Below are 18,692 nucleotides of genomic sequence, written 5' to 3' on the forward strand. Positions count from 1 at the left end.
GATAACTTTAAAACACACAGCGTATGAATAAGACTGAATATCTTGAGTTTTGGGCAAACTCGTACAAAAACGATCTCACGCAAAACATTATGCCGTTTTGGCTGAAACATGGGCTGGATCGTCAGCATGGGGGAGTATATACTTGTCTTAATCGCGACGGTTCGCTGATGGACACCACCAAGTCGGTATGGTTCCAAGGACGTTTTGCCTTTATCTGTGCTTTTGCCTACAACAACATAGAGAAGAACGAAGAATGGCTACGCGCCGCCAAAAGCACGCTCGACTTCATAGAGAAACACTGCTTTGACGACGACGGACACATGTATTTCTCTGTCACTGCCGATGGCAAACCTCTACGCAAGCGTCGCTATGTGTTCTCTGAAACATTCGCTGCTATAGCCATGTCCGAATATGCGTTGGCCACAGGCGACAGAAATTATGCCGACAAAGCCATGAAGATTTTCAGCGATACGCAGCGTTTTCTTACCACTCCGGGCTTCCTTACGCCCAAGTTCGAACCAGAAGTGAAACTGCAGAGCCACTCCATCGTTATGATCCTCATCAATGTGGGCTCGCGCATACGTGCCGTTATTGACGATCCCAAGCTGACCACACAGATCGACGAGTCTATTGACAAACTACGAAGATATTTCATGCACCCCGAATTCAAGGCGCTCTTAGAGACTGTCGGGCCCGACGGAGAATTCATCAATACCAACATGGCGCGTACGATCAACCCGGGCCATTGCCTCGAAACGGCGTGGTTCATTATGGAAGAAGCAAGGCTGCGCGGCTGGGATAAGAGCCTGATGGATACTGCATTGACCATTTTCAACTGGTCGTGGGACTGGGGATGGGACAAGCTATACGGCGGAATAATCAACTTCCGCGACTGCAAGAACCTGCCTCCGCAAGACTATTCGCAAGACATGAAGTTCTGGTGGCCACAGTGCGAGGCCATCATAGCGTCGCTCTACGCCTATCTCGGTACCGGAGACGAGGAGTATCTGTATCGCCATCAGCGCATCAGCGAGTGGACATACGCCCATTTTCCCGATACAGAATTCGGCGAATGGTACGGCTATTTGCATCGCGACGGCACTGTGGCGCAGCCCGCCAAGGGCAATCTGTTTAAAGGTCCCTTCCATATTCCACGCATGATGATCAAGGCGCACGAGCTGTGTCTGGACATATTAAATAAGGTATAGACTCATGAAAAGACTAACATTGTTCTGTATTGGCTGTCTTATGGCGACAACCATCGGGGCACAGGAGCTCAGGTTCCGCGAGAACGGCGAGTTCAAAATCGCTCAATTTACTGATCTCCATTATGCCAAAGGCAACCCCAATTCCGCCTCGGCATTGCGCTGTATCAAAGAAGTAGTGAAAACCGAGCATCCCGATCTTATCGTAGTAACGGGCGATGTGATATATTCCTACCCGGGCAGCGAGGCCATGAGCGACGTTCTCGAATGCTTGTCGGCGCAAAATGTGCCGTTCGTCGTGCTCTTCGGTAACCACGATGCCGCTGAAGGAGCCACTACCAACGAGGCACTTTACGACCAGATACGCAGGGCACCGAACAACATTCAGCCCGATCGCAACGGCAGACTCTCGCCCGATTACGTGCTGCGGGTGAAGCCGGCTAAGGGAAATACCGATGCCGCCTTGCTTTATTGCATGGATTCTCACAGCATGTCGCAGCTGAAAGGCATAGACGGTTATGCGTGGCTTACGTTCGAACAAGTGGAGTGGTACCGCCGACAGAGCCGCAAGTTTACGGCCGATAACGGAGGCATACCCGTGCCCTCGCTGGCTTTCTTCCACATTCCGCTGCCGGAATACAATCAGGCATCGGCCACAGAAGACGATATCATGATCGGTACACGCATGGAAACGGCCTGTTCGCCCAAACTCAATACCGGCATGTTTGCAGCCATGAAAGAGTGTGGCGACGTGATGGGCGTTTTTGTAGGGCACGATCACGACAACGATTATTCTGTGATATGGCATGACGTACTGCTTGCCTACGGTCGTTTTTCTGGCGGAAACACGGAGTACAACCATCTGCCCAATGGCGCAAGGATTATCGTTCTCAAAGAAAGGCAGTGGCGGTTCGACACTTATATCCGACAGACAACGGGCGAAGTGCTTTGCCGCACCACTTATCCAGACAGCTATACGAAAGACGACTGGCGCACGCGTAAGCCCTTGAGTAAGCCTTGAAAAGAGGCAGCAACGCAGTTTCGGTGGAATATGAAGACTGAATTTGCAGAATATGACATCCATTTCTTTGAAATATGACATCTGTTTTCTTAAAATATGACGTCATTTCTTATGAAATATGTCGACTGTTTTTAAAAATCTGTCGACAATTCTCGCACCTCTGCACTTTATGCAGAGGAAGCCGACTGGTCGGGCCTTTGTCTTTTAGCATGTCCGTCTAAGCACTTCAGACGGCATGTCAGACACTATTAGAACATATCTCTGACGTCCTCACAGAGCATATCTGTATTCGTAAGGCGCAAGGTGCTGGTTATCAAAACCATAGCATTAGGAGGAAGCCACAGCATCCGGAATCAGCATACTGTACAATATTTATTTCTATCTATTAAACTTTTAAACTGAAATGAAACACCTTAAACGACAAACAAACTTGGGCAGAAGGAGACTTGCTATGCTCCTTCTTGCCGGTCTGCTCGGAACAAGCGTTCCTTTGGTGGCAGCAAATTCTCTGCAGGGCAGCGCCGAACGGCAGCAGCAGGCGCAGAAGAGGGTGACGGGAATCGTGCTCGACGAAAACGGCGAGGCTGTCGTCGGAGCCAGTGTCTATGCGAAAGGGACGAAAAGCGGGGGCGTCACCGATCTGGACGGACGGTTCTCGCTGCAGGCAGACGACGGCGCAACGCTCGTCGTGTCTTATCTGGGCTACGAAACTGCAGAGGTCTCTGTCGGCGCGAGGAGCACTGTCAGAGTGGTGCTGAAGCCCGTTTCATCGGAATTGAACGAGGTCGTCGTGACGGCTTTAGGCATCAAGCGCGAGAAGAAGGCCTTGGGCTATGCTATGCAAGAAGTGAACACGAGCGCGCTCACGGAGAACAAATCGCAGAGCGTGTCGAATATGCTGCAGGGCAAAGTGGCGGGCGTGCAGATCGCACAGTCGGGCACGGGGCTGGGCGGTTCCACACGCATCATCATGCGAGGACTCAACTCTCTGAGCGGCAATAACCAGCCGCTGTGGGTGGTAGACGGTCTTCCCATCAACGACGGCACTACGGAACAGGCCAATCAGTGGGGCGGCAGCGACTATGCTGGGGCCGCATCAGAGATTAATCCCGAAGACATCGAGAGCATATCGGTGCTCAAGGGAGCCAATGCGGCAGCTCTCTACGGCTCGCGCGCACAGAACGGCGCTATCGTTATCACTACTAAGAAAGGTCGGCAGGGGCAGCCTCTGACGCTGGAATATAACGGAAATCTCAGCATTTCAAGCGTCTATTCGCCCTACGACTACCAGAATGTTTACGGCCAAGGTTCGGGCGGCACGTACGACATAAGGTCGCAAATGAACTGGGGACCTAAGATGGAAGGCCAGCGGATAGGTAACTGGCGGCAGATGTTGTATGGTGATAGCCGCTATACTTCGTATGCGCTGACGCCGCAGAAGGACTATATCAAGGATTTCTACGAAACCGGCGTGACCTACACTAATACGGTCACGGCGGCGGCCGGAGGCGAATTTCTGTCGGGGCGCCTGTCGTTTACCGACTCCAGAGCCGACGACATCGTGCCCAACTACAGGCAGAATCGCCAGTATTTCAGTCTGAACACCGAGTTTAAGAACAAGAGTCTGACCATCGGGGCCAAGATGAATTATATGCGTGAGCTCACTTTCAATCGCCCCGGACAGGGCGAATACGGGCTGATGGTACAGCTGGTGAAGATGCCGAGAGGTATCCGTCTTGCCGATCTGAAGAACCCACGCGGCACGGGAAGCTACATTAATAACGCCGTAAACTGGTCGGGGCCGAGCGATAACTATGCTAATCCTTATGCCTTGACGGACGAGGAAAACGGCAGCAGAATGGAACGCAACCGCATTATAGGGCAGCTCAGCGCGTCGTATCAGTTGACAGATTGGCTTCGTCTCACGGGGCGGGCGGGCGTAGACTGGTATAACGACCATCTTAAGAACTACAACGCGCTGCCCGACCCCACGTCTACGGCATCGCAATATCTTAACAGCACGCTCACCAACAAGGAGTTCAATGCCGATCTTATTCTGTATTTCGACAAAACGTTTGGCGATTTTTCTGTAAATGCAAACCTCGGAACATCGGTCATGAATATGAAGTATGAGAGCCTGTACGGTTCATCGGGCCTGTTTGCCATACCGCGCGTGAAGAACTTGGCCAACGGTCTTACCCAGACAACGGGCGAAGGCTATTCGAAAAAAGAAATACAGTCGGTATTCTTCGGTGCTACGTTGGGCTACAAAAACATGGTATATCTCGACGTTACGGGGCGCAACGACTGGTCGTCTACGCTGCCCCGAAACAACCGTTCTTACTTCTATCCTTCGGTTAGTGCCAGCGTTATCCTATCGCAGATGCTGAAACTGCCCGAGTGGGTGAACTACTGGAAGGTGCGCGGATCGCTTGCGCAAGTGGGCAACGACACCGATCCCTACAAGCTGGCCACCTACTATTACCTTTGGACATCGGGCGATAAGAACGATCCTGAGGGCGATAAAGTGAACCCGAACATCATTAAAGAGTATATCGGTAAGATCAAATCATTGGAAAATCTCAAGCCTGAATCCACCGTGTCGGGTGAAATCGGCACGGAAGCACGTTTCTTCGATAACCGTTTGGGCATAGATTTTACATACTATTCCACCACAACCAAGAATCAAATATTGAGTGTCGATATGCCCGGATCATCCGGTTATACGCAGAAGTTGATCAATGCCGGCAAGATTAAGAGTCACGGATACGAACTGATGCTTACGGGAACACCGGTCAAGACCAAGGACTGGAACTGGGACATCAGTCTGAACTGGGGACTTAACCGTACGCGCTGCGAGTCGTTAGACCGTGAAATCTCGCGCTTTACGCTCGGCGAAATTCGTTCTGGGAGCGTGGTCGTAGAGTCGGGAGGCAAATACGGAGACATTATCGGGAAGGCTTACAAACGCGATGATCAAGGACGAATTGTGGTAGATGACAATGGGTTACCCCAAAGCGTATCCGACCAAGTCATCGGAAATATGCTCCCTAATTGGACGGGTTCTATAGGCAATACGCTTCGATATAAAGACTTCATGCTTTCGGCTTTGGTAGATGTACGGCAGGGAGGCGACTTCATTTCGAACACCGACAATTATGCCTGTCAGCAGGGAACAGCCGCCCGTACGCTTTACGGGCGCGAAAACGGACAGCAGATCGTTGTAGACGGCGTAACTGAAAGCGGGCAACAGAACACCAAGGGCGTAAGTGCAGAGAACTATTGGACGAAGGTTGCCGGTCCCGACGGCATCATGGAAGAGTTTATTTATAAAGGTTCGTATGTAAAGATGCGCGAACTTTCTCTTGGTTACATTCTTCCGCAAGCGTGGTTCCGCAACACTCCGATAAAGTATGTAAAAGTGTCTTTAGTCGGTCGCGACCTGTTCTATTTCTATAAGGCGGCTCCCGTCAACCCCGAAGGTGCATTCTCTCGCAACGATTATGCACAGGCATTCGAGCTGGCATCTATGCCTCCGACGCGAAGCTATGGTATATCTCTCAACGTTAAATTCTAAAACAAGCACGATCATGAAATGCAATATCATTAAAACAATGGGGCTTGCTCTTGCTGTATGCGGAGTCGGCGTGAGCTGTACGGATTCTTTCGACTCGATGAACAGCGATCCTATGGGTATCACGTCGGGCAATCCTGATTACATGATGCCCTATATCCAAGAGCAGGGAGCACGCATTGCTTCTTGGGAATATCAGGTGGGAGATAATCTCCACACTAATCTTTATGCACAGTATTTCGCCAATTCGGCCGCTTATTTCTCGTCAGACAGCTACTCGTATAAAAGCAATTGGGTGACCGACGGTTTCTGGAACTCTTATTATGTGGGCGTTCTGAAACAGTTTAAGAAGGCGAAAGAAATTACTGAAGCACGGCCCGAATATGGCAATATCCTGCAAACTATGCGAATATTCACCGCCCGTTGCACGGCTCAAACTACGGATATTTTCGGCGACATTCCCTATACGGAGGGAGCAGAGGGCAGCAGTCAGGCTAAATATGATAGTCAGCAGAGCATCTATACGGCGATATTCAAGGAACTGACAGAAGCAGTAGACTCCTTGAATGCCAATCTTACGAATGCTTCGATGGTGACATACAAGGCTAACCAAGACCTTATTTTCGACGGAGACCTCGGTAAATGGATCAAATTGGCCAACTCTTTGCGCCTTCGTTATGCGTTGCGATTGGCTTACATCGATCCGGAAACGGCCAAGAAAGAGGGCGAAGCCGCGCTTGCAGCTACCGGCGGACTGATGAGCAGCAACCAAGATAATGCAGGAGTTTATATCTCCGGAACAGGTGCCAACGGCTGGCCACTGTTCCAGATATCGGGTTGGGGCGAGTTCTGTATGAGCAAAACAATGGAAAATATGCTGAAACAAACGAGCTCGGTGCAAGATCCACGCACGGCGCTTTGGTTCGGCCACACGGAAACATCTACCGCCGCAGCTCCTAAGTTTGCAGGCATTCCGAACGGATTGGCATCGGAAGACATTGCTACATATCCCGACAAATCGTACGTATGGGGCTTGCAAACCTTGCCAGCATGGAACAGTAAAGACGACAAAACTACTTCTTTCAACGTTGCCAAACGGCAGAAAGTGATGGAATATGCCGAGGTTTGCTTCCTTAAAGCAGAGGCCTCTCTACGCGGCTGGACAGGTGCAGGCACGGCAGAAGATGAGTATTTGAAAGGCATACAGGCCTCGTTTGATGCCGAACGTGCCGATGTAGCCAGCACACTTTATAGTACGGCCGAAGATAATACTTACAAGACGACGGGCTCAGTAGCATGGAGTTCGCAATCTACACAGGAAGGACATCTGCGACAGATCATCACTCAAAAGTGGCTCGCACTATATCCCGACGGCGTAGAAGCATGGAGCGAATTCCGTCGCACGGGCTATCCGTCGCTTACGCCTGTAGCTGTAAGCCTCAATTCGGCCATCAACGTGGCCAACGGAGAGTTCGTAAAGAAGTTGCGCTATACCGATACGGAACTGCGAGAGAACCCTAACGCCAAAGCTGCAACGCTCAACAACGGCAAAGGGGATGGCATGAATGTACGCGTATGGTGGGACACGGGGCGCTACAAATAAACATTCCATAACCTTTATACAGACGTTTCTCATGTGCGGGCGGCATGCAATATATTGCGTGCTGCCCGCATCGTATCGGTATAATATAACAAGATGTTACCGATATCAAAAGAACTTTTGTATTTTGTTTCTTTATCCTATTTGTTTCAACAAGTAGGCACATTTCTCCGGATTACCGAGTGTTTTACCCTTATCACACGACAATTTCACGCAATCGTGCCACTCTCTGTTCTCGGTAATGCGGCTTCGCGTGAGCTTTACAACTATATTCATGGGCTCGCAGTTCTCCACATCGCAGGTGAGGAAAGTACCCATACCATAGCTGTCTTGCATGCGTCCGTCGACAAACCGGTGCAGTTCGATGGCACGCTTTATATTAAGACCGTTGCTAAAAACCACTTGTTTGGTAGACGGATCTATGCCCAAGCTCTTATATTTCTCGATAATCTTCTCCGTTTGTTCCTCTTCAATGCCGCTATCCACGCGCAGTCCTACAAACATCATGGCCATACGTTTAGACAGATTATTAAAGAAAACGCGATCGCCAAAGCAATCATAAAGGTATATACCGTTATCTCCGTCGTAAACATCGCTGAACTTACGCATCACGTTGAAATTACATTCGAACACTCCGCTTACGTTCTCCTCGAACTCAATGAGCTGATGACTCATGGTACCGATGGGCGTCAGCCCATATTTCATGGCAAAATATACGTTGCTGGTGCCCGTAAATCGGCCCGTCCACGGATAATGTACGCCGTCTTCATCGTAGCCCTCCTGCTCGTACACCTCCTTCATGGTACGTATCACCATGTCGTGATGGTCGAACGAAAGGCGCCTACGTGTGCCCATATCGCCCAGCACAATGCCGTTTCGGAGTATCTCCTTCGTCTTCCGGATAGCCCGCTCGTGCTCGTTTTTCGGATCGTATCGCTCTATTTCTCCGCGCAGTGTGTGCATTAGTTCCGATACGATGGAGAGGATAGGCATTTCCCACATGATGGTCGAATACCACTTTCCGCGCACCGATATATCAAGATGACCTTCCTCATCCTGCGATACCGAAACCTCATGAGGGTTGAACCGATAGCCTCGCAAGAAAGTAAAATACCATTCGGGCAGGTAATACATCTTGCGTTTCATGAACGCAATCTCCTCCGAAGTTATCATTACGTGTGGCATCAGTCCCAGCTGTTCCTTCACTAACTCGCCGAACCCTTTGGGATACCGCGTCTTGTTACGGTCGAAAAACGTATATTCTACCTCTGCGCGAGGGTAAGTCTGCAGCACGTAGTACTGACAACTGAACGTGTAGGCATCGTTGTCTGTAAAGTGATTGATGATTTGTCGCATGTATTATGAATGTATTTTACCGTTTCTCCGATAAGTGTCCGGGCAGAACAGCGATACACTGTTTGAACGCCGGATACGGGGCAAAGATACAACATATTTCCGATAAACGGCCGAAATCTTACATTTTCGTTATCGTTAAACCGCAAATGTATTATCAAACTTTAACGCGTGTTTGCCGTATAATCGGAGCGAAAAGAGTATCTTCGCTCTGTAAACATTCAAAATATCAGTAATTATGATGTCAGCAAAAGTAACTTATCAAGGTAAATACCGTTTCGAATCGGTGTACCTTAAATCCGGAGATGAGATACACACCGATGCCTCTCAAGACAGTGGCGGCGAAGGTTTTCATCCAACGCCCGTACATGTTTTGGCGATCGCATTGGCCACCTGTGCCATGACCACCATGGCTATGGGCGTAGAAAAACATGGGGATAGTTTTAATGGATGCTATGCGGAAATCGGCAATATAGAGGAAGATGATGAGAAAGTTACGGTTTCTAAGATCACGATAACATTCCATCTGAAAGCCTCGTACAACGATGCTATGCGCAAACGCATCGAGGCCTATGCGCGCAAAGGTTGCTATGTGGGCAACAGTCTCACGGCGGAAAAGAACTTTATTTATCTCTACGAATAGCTTTACCTGTAGATAGAAGACCAGATAGAATGGCAGTCTGTCTGTATTATTCCATAGTTCTATAAACGATATAGGCAATGTGTACGCAACATAGTTGTACCATTTTTATGTCGTTTACGGAATAAGTTGTACCTTTGTATGCACATTATCTATAGTCATTTTTATGGAACAAAGACTGGTTATCTATAATACTCTTTCACGAAAGAAGGAGGTATTCAAGCCGTTGCATGCACCTAATGTGGGCATGTATGTATGCGGTCCGACGGTTTACGGCGCTCCCCATTTGGGACATGCGCGCCCTGCAATCACGTTCGACATACTTTTCCGCTATCTCAAGCATCTGGGTTATAAGGTACGCTACGTGCGCAATATTACCGATGTGGGGCATCTTGAGCACGATGCCGACGAGGGAGACGACAAGATAGAGAAGAAAGCACGCCTCGAACAGCTGGAACCTATGGAGATTGCACAGCATTATGCAAACAGTTACCATGCCGCCATGGACGCGCTCAATGTACTTCCGCCGAGCATAGAACCCCGTGCCACCGGTCATATCATAGAGCAAGAAGAGCTCGTGAACGAGATTTTAAAGAACGGATATGCCTACGAAAGCAACGGTTCTATTTACTTCGACATCGAGAAATACAATAGAAAACATCGGTATGGCATACTGTCTGGGCGCAATCTCGACGACGTTATCAACAACAGCAGGGCACTTGAAGGCGTGGAAGAGAAGCATAATCAGGCCGATTTTGCCTTATGGAAAAAGGCACAGCCCGAACATATAATGCGATGGCCCAGCCCATGGAGCGACGGTTTCCCGGGCTGGCATTGCGAGTGTACGGCTATGGGGCGCAAATATCTGGGCAATCATTTCGACATACACGGCGGAGGTATGGACCTGATATTCCCCCACCACGAGTGCGAGATAGCACAGGCAGTAGCCTCGCAAGGCGATCAGATGGTGCATTACTGGATGCATAACAACATGATAACCATCAACGGACAGAAGATGGGCAAGAGTCTTGGCAACTTCATCACGCTGGAACAGTTCTTTAAAGGTACGCACGAAAGCCTTTCGCAAGCCTATTCGCCGATGACGATACGCTTCTTTATCCTTTCTGCACACTACCGCGGAACGGTCGATTTCTCGAATGAAGCGCTCATAGCAAGTGCAAAAGGGTTCGACAGACTTATGACGGGTATTGCCGACATAGCACGTGTACCCGTGTCGAGCGAAAGCGATGAGGCTGTAAAACAGTTCGTCGGCGAGCTTCGTCAGAAGTGTTACGATGCCATGAACGACGATCTTCAGACGCCTACCGTTATCAGCAATCTCTTCGAGGCATGCCATGTTATCAACTCGTTGCTCGACCATAAGGCACGCATCTCTGCCACCGATCTGGCCGATTTGGCCGATACGATGCACTTATTTGCCCTTGATATCTTGGGATTAAAGAGCGAGAAAGGGATTAACAACGATGCCCGAGAGGCGTCATACGGCAAAGTAGTAGACATGGTTCTCGCTTTAAGAGCCAAAGCAAAGCAGAATAAAGACTGGACAACCAGCGATCAAATACGCGATGCCTTAGCCGAAGCCGGCTTTGAAGTAAAAGATACCAAAGACGGAGTAACGTGGAAACTGAATAAGTAAACAAGCACGACAGAACGAAATGCCACATCTAACAAACGTAGGTGTGGCATTTATCGTGCTTACACTTTATCTGTATGAACAGCAGGCGGTATGCCTATCGTACCCGAAAGCCTGTTGTTACTATCATTCTTCATTCGTTCGTTTGCCGTTCAAACAATCTGAATTTACTACAAAAGCGAGTTTGATTTACTACAGAAGCAATTGAGAATACGCCGAGTACATGCAAATTGTAATTATTGTCTGTTCGCTTGTTTCTTACAAAAGTTTTCCCTATCTTTGTAACAGGCAGGTACCGAGCTCCTGCCAAATAAAGAATCAGATGGTTAACTAATACCCTATCATGAAAAAAACAATCGTTATATTTCTGCTATTCGCACTGTATGGCACGGTGCGGGCCGGCATCCGTTCGGGCCACATTTACAAAATAGTGTCGGCAACCGATAAAAACAAGTCGGTTTTCATAACCAACTCTTCGCTCGAGAACCATGCCAAAGCAGTGTTATGGACGTATACCGACGTGCCTTCGCAGCAGTGGGAAGCCGTGCAAAATGCCGACGCATCGTTCTCGTTCCGCAATGCTTACACAGGTAAGTATCTTAGTAGGAACGGGAATTTGGCTGCTTCGGCGGAGATATATCAGGCGATAAGCGCCGCCGTATCGGCAGCTAAGTGGAATGTTATGGCTGTTCAAAGCGATAATAACCTATATACATTGGCGCAAAGCGGTACAACCGGTACCTTTTGTCTTGCCATATCGAATACTTCCGATGGCTCCCCGCTCGTCCTGTCGGCAATGAAGACGGGCGACGATGCGAACCACGGGCAGTGGTACCTTGAAGAGGTAACGCCGGTGAAAGGGCTCGATAGCGCCGTGCGCACCCGTATCATGAACGGATGGCTCAATAAGTTCAAGCGCATGCGCGGTACCTATCTCTCGCTTGGAACGGGCGGAGCATGGGGCGATGCAGAGATGATGGAAACGTTGCTCGATGCATACGAGACCACCGGCAATGCCGAATATATCGATATATTTAATAAAGTGTTCGGTTATTTTCATAAGAATGTGGGCGATACTTGGAACAAGTTGGTGTTCTCATTGGCCTATAAATGGTACGGACACGACTTTAACGACGATGTTATGTGGATGGTTCTCGCCTCGATAAGAGCCTACATGCTTACGGGAAACACAACATATCGCGACTATGCAAAGCGAAACTTCGACCTTATCTATACCCGTTCGCTCAATCAGTGGGGCATGCTAAGATGGGCGGAAAAGACAGGTAACAGGAACGGAACCAACTCCTGTATCAACGGACCTGCCGAGGTAGCGGCATGTTATATAGCTTCTGCCACGGGTGATGATAGCTATTTTGAGAAGGCGCGTGCCCTTTATAATCGGCAGAGGCGCTACCTTTTCAACGCACAGACGGGACAGGTGTACGACTCGTTCGTATGGGATGAGACCGCTAATTTGCCTTCTTCCAACAACAACAGGTGGGCTTCGACCTACAATCAGGGTACAATGCTCGGCGCTGCAGTGCTGCTCTATAACCATTACGGCGACGATATGTACCGGCAAGATGCAGAGAAGATAATGGATTACACGGTAAAGAAACTCTGCAACAGCGACGGTATTATCAATGTATGTCAGGTGGTCGACGGCGATCTATGCGGTTTCAAGGGCATACTGATGCGCTATGTACGCAGGTTCATCGTAGACATGAACAAGCCCGAATATGTGGAATGGATGCAGAAGAATGCCATGCAAGCCTACTGTAATATGAACTCCGATGGCGTTATTTGTTCGGCATGGCTCACGAAATCGGCCGAAGATTATAAGTTCGGCGATAAGAGTTTCGCCGGTGAACCTTTCGGTTGTTCCACCGCCGTATCGGTTGCGTTCAACACACCTCTTAGTGCCGACAGGATTGTAAAGAATGCCTACGCCAAGATAAAGGCTGAAGAATTCGATTACCTGCGCGGCATAAGCGTGGTGGCAGGTACGGCCGGCGATAATAGTAGTGAGGTATCGGGCATTTCTAACGGCCGTTTCACCGTATATAATAATGTGAACTTTGGAAATAGAACTGCCACCTCGGCTGCTTTCAGAGTATCGGAACCAAGCTCGTCGGCTCTCGTTTGCGCCATCGAAATACATCTCGACAGCATTAATGGTGCCTGCATAGGAACGGTATCGGTACCCAATACCGCCGGTTGGAAGACTGTTAAAGCCGATATTACGCCCACAGAAGGCATGCACAACGTGTATCTGAAATACGTAGATGCCTCGAACAGCGGCGTTACAGACTGCTTCCATCTCGATTATTTCTGCTTCGGTTCGGCAAATACGCCCATCATGAGCGATATAACCGATAATGGCGGCAGGCTTACATCGGCGGTCGGCAACACGAAGATGCAGGCTCTTACGGATAATCATGCCACAACTGCCGTAACCGTGAGTACTAAGAAAGCGTGGTTCATGTACCGTTCACCGGCACCGGTAGTACTGAAAGGCTACGCTATAGGCAGCGCTTCGGGCGATAATTCGGAGGACTTGAAGGCGTGGACGCTGCTTGCATCGGCGGATGGCGATACATGGACAGAACTCGATGTGCAAGAAGACGCTACTTTTCCGGCACGGTGTATGCTGAAATATTATACGGTGAACACCGACAGGGCATACACCTATTTCCGGCTGAACGTGCGGGCAAATAACGGAGGTGCGGCGCTCAGCGCGAGCGAATGGCAATTATTGGGCACTTGCATCTTTGCCGACGACATTACGGCCGATGGGGGTACGCTTACTTCGGGCGATGCCTTGCTGACCGACAAGGACGCTTCTACAGTCGCAGGCGTTGCCGTCGGCGCGGCAGGAGCCATTGTGTACAAGGCGAAAGGCATGTATGTACCCGTGCGTTATAGTATGACTTCCGCAACTACAGCAGGCACGCATGCCCCTTCGGAGTGGGCGCTGTATGGCTCGCAAAACCGCACTGTTTGGACAATACTCGACAGACAAACGGAACAGGTATTCCCCGAGAACGGAATAACCCGATATTATAATGTGGATACACCTGCTGCCTATCAGTATTACAAGCTACAGATAACTGCAACAGACGGGCATCCTAATGCCGATATAGCCGAGTTTCAGCTGTTCGGCAACCTTGCTGCATCAGCCGTACTATATAATGATATAACCAAAAACGGCGGTAAACTGTCGGCTTCGGGCGGTGCTGAACACAACGAACTAACGGCGCTTATCGACAACAATCCGCAATCTGTTGCGGTTATACCTTTCGATCATGGGGCGTGGATACAATACGAATCGCCGATACCCGTCTGCCTTTCGGCTTATACATTGTGCAGCGGTTACGAAAACACGAAGAGTCCGCGCACGTGGTCTTTACAGGCTTCGAACGACGGAACCACATGGAAGAGCCTCGACGAGCGCCCTATAGTGTCGTTCAGCGGCAAGTCCGTCTGCCGTACTTATCCGGTTACAGGCACTGGCAAATACAGATATTTCCGTTTCAATATAGATAATCTCTCGAATGCCTCGGCAAACGAGACCGTTATCGGCGAGATACAATTGCACGGACTGTGCCTTTCAAACAACGATTTAACGGCAAACAACGGCGTTAAGTCGGCAGAAGTACCCGGCGTAAAAGCCAGTGAAGGCTACACGATGATATTCGATAAGTCGGCTGAAACGAAGTATTGTTTCCCTTTCTACGGCTCTTCGTGGACGATGTATGAGGCTCCGTCGAAGATAAAAGTCGATTTGTACAGCATAACATCGGCAAACGACGATGATACACGCGATCCGAAAGCATGGCAGCTCGAGGCTTCGAACGACGGAAACGAGTGGGTTATACTTGACAGGCGCAACAACCAATCGTTCTACAACCGCAAGATTACCCAGTTTTACGGTTTCGACAACACGGCCGAATATAAGTTTTATCGCCTGCAACTTACGGCGAATAACGGTAGTCCCGACTGCCAGTTGGCCGACTGGCAGCTGTTCTTTTCGGATACGCCCGCTACGGGTATCGCCGATAGGGCGTGGATAAATACCGAGAGCGGCGTATATACGAACTCGATAACCGGCAACCTTAGTGTTCGTACTCCTACCTCTGCGGCAGTAGAAATTTATACTTTAAAGGGACAGATGGTATATCGAACGCATGTAAATGCAGGCCGTCATAAGATTTCTTTCGGCGGCTATGCCCATGGGATATATCTCGTAAAACTGATGATGGGCGGAAAAATAAAGACCGTGAAGATCGTAAAATAACGGTATATTCTATTCATGCTGTTACCACAAATGGGCAGAGGCAGAGACAGACAGGCCGTTTATCGTACATAAACATGGCACCTGTTAGCGACAGACAGACCATTTGTTTGTAACAGGGTATATTTTTTGAAAAAACAGGTGAAAAATATACCTTATTTTATTTTGCATTCTCAAATATATTTTCCACCTTTGCATGGCGAATACTAATCTAATCTAAATACTTTATGGCAGAAGAACTGGATGTAAAAGAATTAGCACATGTGGTCGTACGTTTCTCGGGTGATTCCGGCGACGGCATGCAACTCGCGGGAAACATATTCTCAACAATATCGGCAACAGTGGGGAATGGCATTTCTACATTCCCCGATTATCCGGCCGACATACGCGCCCCGCAAGGTTCATTGACGGGGGTTTCGGGCTTTCAAGTACACATTGGAGAGGGACGCATATATACTCCGGGCGACAGATGCGACGTGCTCGTGGCCATGAATGCGGCCGCTCTGATGACGCAATACAGATACTGTAAGCCTCAAGCAACCATCATCATCGACACCGACAGCTTCGGTCCGAACGATTTAAAAAAGGCGAAGTTTACCGGCGACGACTATTTGGGAGAGCTCGGAATAGACTCTGATCGGGTGGTAGCCTGCCCGATTACCAAGATGGTAAAGGACTGCTTGTCCGACTGCGGCATGGATAATAAGGCGATACTCAAGTGCCGTAACATGTTTGCATTGGGCTTGGTGTGCTGGTTGTTCAACCGTGATCTGTCGCTGGTAGAACACTTTCTCCGCGATAAGTTTGCCAAAAAGCCCGCCTTGGCCGAGAATAATATCAAGGTAGTGAATGCAGGTTACGATTACGGACATAACACGCATTCCTCTGTTCCGGCCACTTATCGCATAGAATCCAAGGTAAAACAGCCCGGCAGATATATGGACATCACGGGTAACAAGGCCACGGCATACGGGCTGATTGCCGCTGCCGAGAAAGCCGGGCTGAAGCTGTTCCTCGGCTCCTACCCTATTACGCCGGCAACGGATATACTGCACGAGTTGTCTAAGCATAAGTCGTGCGGGGTGATTACAGTACAATGCGAGGACGAAATATCAGGGTGTGCCAGCGCTGTAGGGGCTTCTTTCGCGGGCGCTCTTGCCGCTACATCTACGTCAGGGCCGGGTATTTGTCTTAAATCAGAGGCCATCAATCTGGCCGTGATAGACGAACTACCGCTCGTAATTATCGATGTACAGCGCGGAGGACCGTCTACCGGTCTGCCTACAAAGAGCGAACAAACCGATTTGTTGCAGGCTCTATACGGTCGAAACGGCGAAAGTCCGATGCCGGTTATAGCTGCTACGAGCCCTACCAACTGCTTTGAAGCCGCCTACATGGCCGCTAAAATTGCGCTGGAACACCTTACACCGGTGATACTCCTAACAGATGCCTTTATTGCCAACGGCTCTTCGGCATGGAAGTTGCCGAAAATGGCCGACTTGCCCGAAATACATCCTCATTACGTAAACGCCGAACAGAAGTACAAGTATACGCCTTATAAGCGCGATGAGTATACGCATGTGCGTTATTGGGCTATCCCCGGACAGGAAGGATACGAACATATATTGGGCGGATTAGAGAAAGATGGCGAGACCGGAGCTATCTCTACGGAGCCCGAAAACCACGATCTGATGGATAGGCTGCGCTTTGAGAAGGTGGCTAAAATACCCGTTCCCGACCTACAGGTAGAGGGTGATGCCGACGATGCCGAACTACTTATCGTGGGTTTCGGCAGCACCTATGGCCATTTATATTCGGCCATGCAGGAAATGAGAAGGAAAGGCAAAAAGATAGCCTTGGCACAATTCGAGTACATCAATCCCCTTCCGGCAAATACGGCAGAGGTATTATTAAGGTATAAAAAGGTGGTGGTAGCCGAACAGAACCTCGGTCAACTGGCTGCATTTCTCCGTATACGCATCAATGGCTTTACACCTTACCAGTACGATCAGGTAAAGGGACAGCCTTTCGTGGTAAGTGAACTTGTGAAAGGCTTTGAACATGTGCTCGAAACAAACGGCATGGATAAAGGCAAGACCTTTAATGAACGGATTATAAAACTTTAAAACTAATCGCTATGACACAATATACAGCACAGGATTATAAAAAAGGTCAGCCCCGTTGGTGCCCGGGATGCGGCGATCATTTCTTTCTGTCGTCTCTGCATAAGGCAATGGCCGAAATAGGCGTACCGCCCTACGAGACGGCCGTAATATCGGGTATAGGATGCTCGAGTCGGCTGCCTTATTACGTCAATACGTATGCCATGCAGACCATTCACGGGCGTGCAGCGGCAGTAGCCACAGGAGCCAAGGTGGTTAACCCCAAGCTCACGATATGGCAAATAAGCGGTGATGGCGACGGACTTGCCATTGGCGGCAACCATTTCATACATGCCATGCGCCGCAATGTAGACTTGAATATGATCCTACTCAACAATCGTATCTACGGTTTAACAAAGGGACAATACAGTCCGACGTCGCCTCGAGGCTTCGTGTCCAAGTCGTCTCCGTTCGGTACAGTGGAGGATCCGTTCCGTCCGGCGGAGCTTTGTTTCGGTGCACGCGGTAGGTTTTTCGCCCGTGCAGTGGCTACCGACGGACCGCGAACCGTCGATGTGTTGAAAGCGGCATACTACCATAAAGGCTCTGCCGTATGCGAAATACTGCAACATTGCGTGATTTTTAACGATGGAGCCTATACTCCTGTGTACTCCAAAGACGGCAGAAAGATGAATGCCATCTACGTAGAACACGGCAAACCGCTTGTATTCGGCGAGAATAATGAGTACGGACTGATGCAACAAGGCTTCGGTCTGAAGGTGGTAAAACTCGGTGAAAACGGCATAACCATTGATGATATCCTCGTTCACGATGCCCATTGTGAAGACGATACGCTGCAACTGAAGCTCGCCATGATGGACAATGAGCACGGTTTCCCCGTTGCCTTGGGCGTGATAAGAGACGTTGAAGCTCCCGTATACGATGAGTGCATAAATGCTCAGATAGAGGAAGTAAAGGCAAAGAAGAAGTATCATACCTTCGAAGAACTGCTCGAAACCAACGAAATTTGGGAGGTGGAATAACGATAAAAAGAGGTAGAAACGAACATACGCCCCGAAACTGCAATAGTTTCGGGGCGTATGCGTATAAGATTTCAGTATTTAATAGCTGTTCGGTTGAATTCATATACTGAATATACATATATAAAAAACAAATCTCAGTTGCCGTCGGTTCGGCAGATACTGCCAACCGATAATGGGAATAGGTAGAGCATCTAAGGCGATTAGGG

Annotated in this window: 11 protein-coding genes; 10 read left to right on the top strand and 1 reads right to left on the bottom strand. The window is 49.3% G+C overall.

Annotation, left to right across the window (positions count from 1 at the left end):
- Positions 1-23: 23 nt before the first annotated feature.
- From HMPREF0663_RS04545 to HMPREF0663_RS04560, 4 genes are all read left to right on the top strand, one after another.
- Positions 24-1,208 carry an AGE family epimerase/isomerase gene (locus HMPREF0663_RS04545; RefSeq protein WP_004369066.1) on the top strand — a complete coding sequence of 395 codons (1,185 nt, stop codon included), beginning with the start codon at positions 24-26 and terminating at the stop codon, positions 1,206-1,208.
- 4 nt (positions 1,209-1,212) lie between these two features.
- Positions 1,213-2,226, top strand: a complete 1,014-nt coding sequence (locus HMPREF0663_RS04550) for a metallophosphoesterase family protein (RefSeq protein ID WP_016665416.1) — start codon at positions 1,213-1,215, stop codon at positions 2,224-2,226.
- Positions 2,227-2,629: 403 nt separating this feature from the next.
- Positions 2,630-5,803, top strand: a complete 3,174-nt coding sequence (locus tag HMPREF0663_RS04555; RefSeq protein ID WP_004369068.1) for a SusC/RagA family TonB-linked outer membrane protein — start codon at positions 2,630-2,632, stop codon at positions 5,801-5,803.
- A gap of 13 nt (positions 5,804-5,816) precedes the next feature.
- Entirely contained in the window at positions 5,817-7,403 is a 1,587-nt protein-coding gene (locus tag HMPREF0663_RS04560) for a SusD/RagB family nutrient-binding outer membrane lipoprotein (RefSeq protein WP_004369069.1), read from the top strand.
- Positions 7,404-7,535: 132 nt separating this feature from the next.
- Here the strand turns inward: HMPREF0663_RS04560 and pncB are convergent, their stop codons facing one another.
- Positions 7,536-8,756: a nicotinate phosphoribosyltransferase gene (pncB, locus tag HMPREF0663_RS04565; RefSeq protein WP_004369071.1), complete on the bottom strand. Its 1,221-nt coding sequence runs from the start codon at positions 8,754-8,756 to the stop codon at positions 7,536-7,538.
- A 235-nt stretch (positions 8,757-8,991) separates the two neighbouring features.
- On the opposite strand from pncB, the gene HMPREF0663_RS04575 reads away from it, so the two are divergent.
- The 6 genes from HMPREF0663_RS04575 to HMPREF0663_RS04595 all read left to right on the top strand — a co-directional run bounded on the left by HMPREF0663_RS04575 (position 8,992) and on the right by HMPREF0663_RS04595 (position 18,486).
- Positions 8,992-9,396, top strand: coding sequence for an OsmC family protein (locus tag HMPREF0663_RS04575; protein WP_004369073.1), 405 nt, complete (start codon positions 8,992-8,994; stop codon positions 9,394-9,396).
- A 163-nt stretch (positions 9,397-9,559) separates the two neighbouring features.
- Positions 9,560-11,050: a cysteine--tRNA ligase gene (cysS, locus tag HMPREF0663_RS04580; RefSeq protein ID WP_004369074.1), complete on the top strand. Its 1,491-nt coding sequence runs from the start codon at positions 9,560-9,562 to the stop codon at positions 11,048-11,050.
- Positions 11,051-11,069: 19 nt separating this feature from the next.
- On the top strand, positions 11,070-11,255 hold the full coding sequence (locus HMPREF0663_RS11665) for a hypothetical protein (protein WP_016665419.1): 186 nt from the start codon (positions 11,070-11,072) through the stop codon (positions 11,253-11,255).
- Positions 11,256-11,390: 135 nt separating this feature from the next.
- Positions 11,391-15,344, top strand: a complete 3,954-nt coding sequence (locus tag HMPREF0663_RS04585; protein WP_004369077.1) for a glycoside hydrolase family 76 protein — start codon at positions 11,391-11,393, stop codon at positions 15,342-15,344.
- A 224-nt stretch (positions 15,345-15,568) separates the two neighbouring features.
- Positions 15,569-17,467, top strand: a complete 1,899-nt coding sequence (locus tag HMPREF0663_RS04590) for a 2-oxoacid:acceptor oxidoreductase subunit alpha (protein WP_004369079.1) — start codon at positions 15,569-15,571, stop codon at positions 17,465-17,467.
- Positions 17,468-17,478: 11 nt separating this feature from the next.
- The gene (locus HMPREF0663_RS04595) at positions 17,479-18,486 is read left to right on the top strand and encodes a 2-oxoacid:ferredoxin oxidoreductase subunit beta (RefSeq protein WP_004369081.1); all 1,008 of its coding nucleotides are present in this window, start codon (positions 17,479-17,481) and stop codon (positions 18,484-18,486) included.
- The last annotated feature ends 206 nt before the right edge of the window (positions 18,487-18,692 follow it).

The organism is Hoylesella oralis ATCC 33269, assembly GCF_000185145.2.
Taxonomy (GTDB): domain Bacteria; phylum Bacteroidota; class Bacteroidia; order Bacteroidales; family Bacteroidaceae; genus Prevotella; species Prevotella phocaeensis.

Excerpts from the sequence above, each read along its gene's own strand:
- HMPREF0663_RS04560 (WP_004369069.1), top strand. The coding sequence starts at position 5,817 with ATGAAATGCAATATCATTAAAACAATGGGGCTTGCTCTTGCTGTATGC.
- cysS (WP_004369074.1), top strand. The coding sequence starts at position 9,560 with ATGGAACAAAGACTGGTTATCTATAATACTCTTTCACGAAAGAAGGAG.
- HMPREF0663_RS04590 (WP_004369079.1), top strand. The coding sequence starts at position 15,569 with ATGGCAGAAGAACTGGATGTAAAAGAATTAGCACATGTGGTCGTACGT.
- HMPREF0663_RS04550 (WP_016665416.1), top strand. The coding sequence starts at position 1,213 with ATGAAAAGACTAACATTGTTCTGTATTGGCTGTCTTATGGCGACAACC.
- HMPREF0663_RS04555 (WP_004369068.1), top strand. The coding sequence starts at position 2,630 with ATGAAACACCTTAAACGACAAACAAACTTGGGCAGAAGGAGACTTGCT.
- HMPREF0663_RS04595 (WP_004369081.1), top strand. The coding sequence starts at position 17,479 with ATGACACAATATACAGCACAGGATTATAAAAAAGGTCAGCCCCGTTGG.
- pncB (WP_004369071.1), bottom strand. The coding sequence starts at position 8,756 with ATGCGACAAATCATCAATCACTTTACAGACAACGATGCCTACACGTTC.
- HMPREF0663_RS11665 (WP_016665419.1), top strand. The coding sequence starts at position 11,070 with ATGCCACATCTAACAAACGTAGGTGTGGCATTTATCGTGCTTACACTT.
- HMPREF0663_RS04575 (WP_004369073.1), top strand. The coding sequence starts at position 8,992 with ATGATGTCAGCAAAAGTAACTTATCAAGGTAAATACCGTTTCGAATCG.
- HMPREF0663_RS04585 (WP_004369077.1), top strand. The coding sequence starts at position 11,391 with ATGAAAAAAACAATCGTTATATTTCTGCTATTCGCACTGTATGGCACG.
- HMPREF0663_RS04545 (WP_004369066.1), top strand. The coding sequence starts at position 24 with ATGAATAAGACTGAATATCTTGAGTTTTGGGCAAACTCGTACAAAAAC.